Origin of the sequence: Shewanella sp. ZOR0012 (assembly GCF_000798835.1) — a bacterium.
GTDB classification, from domain to species: domain Bacteria; phylum Pseudomonadota; class Gammaproteobacteria; order Enterobacterales; family Shewanellaceae; genus Shewanella; species Shewanella xiamenensis.
Map to the genome: position 1 here is coordinate 1 of NZ_JTLE01000009.1, position 5,886 is coordinate 5,886.

At 62.2% G+C, this 5,886-nt stretch carries 7 protein-coding genes and 1 pseudogene; 4 read left to right on the top strand and 4 right to left on the bottom strand.

What is annotated here, in order from left to right:
* Window positions 1–53: 53 nt before the first annotated feature.
* The 3 genes and pseudogenes from trfA (at window position 54) to L976_RS00115 (ending at window position 1,339) form a co-directional block, all read left to right on the top strand.
* The gene (gene trfA, locus L976_RS00110; RefSeq protein ID WP_052183915.1) at window positions 54–707 is read left to right on the top strand and encodes a plasmid replication initiator TrfA; all 654 of its coding nucleotides are present in this window, start codon (window positions 54–56) and stop codon (window positions 705–707) included.
* Between the two features lie 19 nt (window positions 708–726).
* Window positions 727–799: pseudogene (locus L976_RS23565) on the top strand (TetR family transcriptional regulator); the annotation flags it as partial.
* Window positions 800–871: 72 nt separating this feature from the next.
* Window positions 872–1,339 (top strand): GNAT family N-acetyltransferase, encoded by a 468-nt coding sequence (locus tag L976_RS00115; protein WP_223155915.1) that lies wholly within the window; start codon window positions 872–874, stop codon window positions 1,337–1,339.
* On the opposite strand, the gene tet(A) is transcribed toward L976_RS00115, so the two are convergent.
* Window positions 1,270–2,469: a tetracycline efflux MFS transporter Tet(A) gene (gene tet(A), locus L976_RS00120; RefSeq protein ID WP_000804064.1), complete on the bottom strand. Its 1,200-nt coding sequence runs from the start codon at window positions 2,467–2,469 to the stop codon at window positions 1,270–1,272. The genes L976_RS00115 and tet(A) overlap by 70 nt on opposite strands.
* A 105-nt stretch (window positions 2,470–2,574) precedes the next feature.
* On the opposite strand from tet(A), the gene tetR(A) reads away from it, so the two are divergent.
* Window positions 2,575–3,225 (top strand): tetracycline resistance transcriptional repressor TetR(A), encoded by a 651-nt coding sequence (tetR(A), locus tag L976_RS00125; RefSeq protein ID WP_000164043.1) that lies wholly within the window; start codon window positions 2,575–2,577, stop codon window positions 3,223–3,225.
* A gap of 123 nt (window positions 3,226–3,348) precedes the next feature.
* Here tetR(A) and L976_RS00130 read toward each other — a convergent pair whose 3' ends face one another.
* Genes L976_RS00130 through L976_RS23810 form a run of 3 tightly spaced genes read right to left on the bottom strand, consistent with a single transcriptional unit; the run spans window position 3,349 to window position 5,588 of the window.
* Window positions 3,349–4,338: an IS481-like element IS5564 family transposase gene (locus L976_RS00130; RefSeq protein ID WP_167380529.1), complete on the bottom strand. Its 990-nt coding sequence runs from the start codon at window positions 4,336–4,338 to the stop codon at window positions 3,349–3,351.
* A complete protein-coding gene (gene cmx / locus L976_RS00135; RefSeq protein ID WP_047217927.1) occupies window positions 4,338–5,513 on the bottom strand; it encodes a chloramphenicol efflux MFS transporter Cmx in 1,176 nt (391 codons plus the stop codon). The genes L976_RS00130 and cmx overlap by 1 nt, the downstream gene beginning before the upstream one ends.
* Window positions 5,514–5,534: 21 nt before the next feature.
* Entirely contained in the window at window positions 5,535–5,588 is a 54-nt protein-coding gene (locus tag L976_RS23810) for a chloramphenicol resistance leader peptide (RefSeq protein ID WP_011113070.1), read from the bottom strand.
* Window positions 5,589–5,886: the final 298 nt, after the last annotated feature.

A 5,886-nucleotide genomic window follows, 5' to 3' on the forward strand; every position in this document is an offset into this window, starting at 1 on the left:
CGGCCCTGTACACCGCGCTGCAATCCACCAGTGCAGCCGACTCCTGATATTCCGTGCAGTCGTCTTCTGAAAATGACAACAAGGTCATTTTCCACGTCAACAAGGACGTGAAGATCACCTACACCGGCGTCGAGCTGCGGGCCGACGATGACGAACTGGTGTGGCAGCAGGTGTTGGAGTACGCGAAGCGCACCCCTATCGGCGAGCCGATCACCTTCACGTTCTACGAGCTTTGCCAGGACCTGGGCTGGTCGATCAATGGCCGGTATTACACGAAGGCCGAGGAATGCCTGTCGCGCCTACAGGCGACGGCGATGGGCTTCACGTCCGACCGCGTTGGGCACCTGGAATCGGTGTCGCTGCTGCACCGCTTCCGCGTCCTGGACCGTGGCAAGAAAACGTCCCGTTGCCAGGTCCTGATCGACGAGGAAATCGTCGTGCTGTTTGCTGGCGACCACTACACGAAATTCATATGGGAGAAGTACCGCAAGCTGTCGCCGACGGCCCGACGGATGTTCGACTATTTCAGCTCGCACCGGGAGCCGTACCCGCTCAAGCTGGAAACCTTCCGCCTCATGTGCGGATCGGATTCCACCCGCGTGAAGAAGTGGCGCGAGCAGGTCGGCGAAGCCTGCGAAGAGTTGCGAGGCAGCGGCCTGGTGGAACACGCCTGGGTCAATGATGACCTGGTGCATTGCAAACGCTAGGGCCTTGTGGGGTCAGTTCCGGCTGGGGGTTCAGCAGCCAGCGCTTTACTGGCATTTCAGGAACAAGCGGGCACTGCTCGACGCACTTGCTTCGCTCAGTATCGCTCGGGACGCACGGCGCGCTCTACGAACTGCCGATAAACAGAGGATTAAAATTGACAATTGTGATTAAGGCTCAGATTCGACGGCTTGGAGCGGCCGACGTGCAGGATTTCCGCGAGATCCGATTGTCGGCCCTGAAGAAAGCTCCAGAGATGTTCGGGTCCGTTTACGAGCACGAGGAGAAAAAGCCCATGGAGGCGTTCGCTGAACGGTTGCGAGATGCCGTGGCATTCGGCGCCTACATCGACGGCGAGATCATTGGGCTGTCGGTCTTCAAACAGGAGGACGGCCCCAAGGACGCTCACAAGGCGCATCTGTCCGGCGTTTTCGTGGAGCCCGAACAGCGAGGCCGAGGGGTCGCCGGTATGCTGCTGCGGGCGGTGATAGACTATGGCCGCGAGCATGTGGAGCAGATCATGCTGACGGTTGCGGAAGGGAACGAAGCCGCTATAAACCTCTATCAGCGATCGGCTCGTTGCCCTGCGCCGCTCCAAAGCCCGCGACGCAGCGCCGGCAGGCAGAGCAAGTAGAGGGCAGCGCCTGCAATCCATGCCCACCCGTTCCACGTTGTTATAGAAGCCGCATAGATCGCCGTGAAGAGGAGGGGTCCGACGATCGAGGTCAGGCTGGTGAGCGCCGCCAGTGAGCCTTGCAGCTGCCCCTGACGTTCCTCATCCACCTGCCTGGACAACATTGCTTGCAGCGCCGGCATTCCGATGCCACCCGAAGCAAGCAGGACCATGATCGGGAACGCCATCCATCCCCGTGTCGCGAAGGCAAGCAGGATGTAGCCTGTGCCGTCGGCAATCATTCCGAGCATGAGTGCCCGCCTTTCGCCGAGCCGGGCGGCTACAGGGCCGGTGATCATTGCCTGGGCGAGTGAATGCAGAATGCCAAATGCGGCAAGCGAAATGCCGATCGTGGTCGCGTCCCAGTGAAAGCGATCCTCGCCGAAAATGACCCAAAGCGCGGCCGGCACCTGTCCGACAAGTTGCATGATGAAGAAGACCGCCATCAGGGCGGCGACGACGGTCATGCCCCGGGCCCACCGGAACGAAGCGAGCGGGTTGAGAGCCTCCCGGCGTAACGGCCGGCGTTCGCCTTTGTGCGACTCCGGCAAAAGGAAACAGCCCGTCAGGAAATTGAGGCCGTTCAAGGCTGCCGCGGCGAAGAACGGAGCGTGGGGGGAGAAACCGCCCATCAGCCCACCGAGCACAGGTCCCGCGACCATCCCGAACCCGAAACAGGCGCTCATGAAGCCGAAGTGCCGCGCGCGCTCATCGCCATCAGTGATATCGGCAATATAAGCGCCGGCTACCGCCCCAGTCGCCCCGGTGATGCCGGCCACGATCCGCCCGATATAGAGAACCCAAAGGAAAGGCGCCGTCGCCATGATGGCGTAGTCGACAGCAGCGCCGGCCAGCGAGACGAGCAAGACCGGCCGCCGCCCGAAACGATCCGACAGCGCGCCCAGCACAGGTGCGCAGGCAAATTGCATCAACGCATACAGCGCCAGCAGAATGCCATAGTGGGCGGTGACGTCGTTCGAGTGAACCAGATCGCGCAGGAGGCCCGGCAGCACCGGCATAATCAGGCCGATGCCGACAGCGTCGAGCGCGACAGTGCTCAGAATTACGATCAGGGGTCTGTTGGGTTTCACGTCTGGCCTCCGGACCAGCCTCCGCTGGTCCGATTGAACGCGCGGATTCTTTATCACTGATAAGTTGGTGGACATATTATGTTTATCAGTGATAAAGTGTCAAGCATGACAAAGTTGCAGCCGAATACAGTGATCCGTGCCGCCCTGGACCTGTTGAACGAGGTCGGCGTAGACGGTCTGACGACACGCAAACTGGCGGAACGGTTGGGGGTTCAGCAGCCGGCGCTTTACTGGCACTTCAGGAACAAGCGGGCGCTGCTCGACGCACTGGCCGAAGCCATGCTGGCGGAGAATCATACGCATTCGGTGCCGAGAGCCGACGACGACTGGCGCTCATTTCTGATCGGGAATGCCCGCAGCTTCAGGCAGGCGCTGCTCGCCTACCGCGATGGCGCGCGCATCCATGCCGGCACGCGACCGGGCGCACCGCAGATGGAAACGGCCGACGCGCAGCTTCGCTTCCTCTGCGAGGCGGGTTTTTCGGCCGGGGACGCCGTCAATGCGCTGATGACAATCAGCTACTTCACTGTTGGGGCCGTGCTTGAGGAGCAGGCCGGCGACAGCGATGCCGGCGAGCGCGGCGGCACCGTTGAACAGGCTCCGCTCTCGCCGCTGTTGCGGGCCGCGATAGACGCCTTCGACGAAGCCGGTCCGGACGCAGCGTTCGAGCAGGGACTCGCGGTGATTGTCGATGGATTGGCGAAAAGGAGGCTCGTTGTCAGGAACGTTGAAGGACCGAGAAAGGGTGACGATTGATCAGGACCGCTGCCGGAGCGCAACCCACTCACTACAGCAGAGCCATGTAGACAACATCCCCTCCCCCTTTCCACCGCGTCAGACGCCCGTAGCAGCCCGCTACGGGCTTTTTCATGCCCTGCCCTAGCTGTGATGTCCAGGGACGTTGTTGAGTCGGTCGAAGGGTACGCCGCCAATCGCAGAGTGGTGTCGGTGGTGGTTGTAGAAGTGGAGCCAGCCGGGCAGCGCCAGGCGTCGTTCGGCCTCTGAACCGTAAAACCTGGCATAGGCCCAGCCGTCCCCGAGCGTGCGGTGGAATCGCTCGATCTTCCCGTTCGTCTGCGGCCGGTAGGGGCGTGTCCGCTTGTGTCGGATGCCGAGCCGAGCGCAGAAGTCCCTCCATGCGTGGGATCTGTATGCCGACCCGTTGTCGGATAGGACTCGCTCGACGGTCACGCCTCGTTCGGCGAACCAGGCCACGGCGCGTTCGAGAACTCCCACCGCTGTGCTCGCCTGCTCATCCGACCAGATTTCTGCGTATGCGACGCGGGAGTGGTCGTCGATGACTGTGTGAACGAACGCCGTCCCGGTGCGCGGCTTGTGATCTTTTCCTCGTGGTAATCCCGGAGTCGCGAGCTTGTTCCGTGCGCCTTGCTGCCGACCTACGTAACGATGTCCACCGCCGTCGGGGATGTTGCCGAACTTCGTGACATCGACATGAATCAACGATCCCGGATGAGGATGCTCATATCGCCGCAATGGCTCGCCAGTGACACGATCGATATGCGAGAGGCGGTTCACGCGGCAACGGACGAGGACCGCGTGAACAGTCGACGTCGAGAGACCAAGTCGCGCAGCGATCTGGGCTGGCCCCAGTCGAAGCCGCCAGCGCAGGTTGATGATCTTCTTCTTGACATGCTCGGGCGTCCTGCCTGGGATCCGGTGCGGCTTGCTGGAGCGATCCTGCATCCCAAACTCACCCTCTTCCCGGTAGCGGCCTGCCCATTTCCGGGCAGTGATCGGGGAGACCATGAACATCTTTGCGGCGATCGTGGCCGGATAGCCGTCTTCGACAATCAGCCGGGCTAACCGGAGACGGGCACGAGGAGTGAGAAGAGCGTTCGGATGGGTCATCAATTGGCCTCCGCCGCGGTCTTCGTAAGCGCGCGTCTGGTGAGAAGCATGATGACGAGAGCGATCGCTGTCAGCACCGAAGCGACCCAAACCGGCGCGAGCAGCCCCAGCCCGGTCGCGAGCCCGAGCGCACCAAGCACGGGCCCCGCTGCAGCTCCGATATTCAATGCTGCGGTTGCGTACGAACCGCCCATCGTTGGCGCACCCGATGCTGCATACAGCACACGCGTGATCAGAGTACTGCCGACGCCGAACGACAGGAATCCCTGAACGAGGACGAGGACGATAAGCGCGACGGGATGAGATGCGACCACTGCCAACACGATCCAGCCTGTCAGCAATAGCGGTCCGCCGACTGCGAGCACGAGGCCAGGTCGTTGATCTGATAGTCGTCCTGCGATCGTGACGCCAAGGAACGATCCGATGCCGAACATCACCAGCGCGACGGACACCCACGCTTCGGCCAAGCCCGCGGTCTCGGTCACGATGGGTGCCAGGAAGGTGAATGCCGCAAAGGTCCCTCCGTTGATCAGCGCTCCGAGTACCATGGCCAGGATGAGCCGCGGCGTCGCCAACTGGCTGAGCTCGACACGGAGCCTTGGTGAGGTCGCGCTAGTCTCGCTCCGACCAACATTGTTCGTGACGCCACGAATGACTCCAACGGCCGCGGGAATACAGAGGATGGCGATCGCCCAGAACGTCGTTCGCCAGCCCAGCGCTGTGCCGAGCAGTGCCCCGGCGGGGACGCCCACGACGGTTGCGATCGTCGTGCCGGAGAGCAGGATCGACAGTGCACGCCCCTTCTGGTTCGCTGGCACGAGGGTAGTGGCCGTGCTCAGTGCTACGGCGAGGAATCCTGCGTTTGCGAGAGCGCTGAGCACCCGGGTGATGAGCAGGAGAGAGAACACTGGTGTCATCGCTCCGATGACGTGGCTTCCCGCGAACACGAGAAGGCAAACGATCAATGTGAGCCGCGGTGGCCAACGGCGAGCGAATGCCGCCATCACTGGCGCGCCGACGACCATACCGACTGCGAATGCGGAGGTCAGCAGTCCCGCAGTGCCGACCGAGACGTCAAGTTCGGTCGCGATCGCGGGGAGCAATCCCGCGAGCATGAATTCTGAAGTGCCCATGACGAAGACCGCCAGGGCAAGCATGTAGAGGGCAAAAGGCATCGAGTACTCCGAGGTGTGAGATCAAGAAATGGTTCTTCTTGTCACCACGGCCAGCGCCCCGGGTACGCCAGACATACGCCCACACAGATCGTGGGCGTCGTAACTAGTGGTTCAAGGGGCTGGCGGTGTGACCGGCAACCCCTGACCTGTCTGATTCGGGACTCGACATGCCCCAAACTCTAACATGCCTTCAATGGCGAGCGGTCTGGACAGATACTTCTTGAATCGGCACGGTGTCATTACGGGCGGGGGCCAGAACAACGTCCCTGGACATCACACCTAGCGTCCAAGCCTCACGGCCGCGCTCGGCCTCTCTGGCGGCCTTCTGGCGCTCCTGCTGCGGCGTCCGCTCGTGGGCCGTGGCGCGGGTCCG

Excerpts from the sequence above, each read along its gene's own strand:
- L976_RS00130 (WP_167380529.1), bottom strand. The coding sequence starts at position 4,338 with ATGACCCATCCGAACGCTCTTCTCACTCCTCGTGCCCGTCTCCGGTTA.
- cmx (WP_047217927.1), bottom strand. The coding sequence starts at position 5,513 with ATGCCTTTTGCCCTCTACATGCTTGCCCTGGCGGTCTTCGTCATGGGC.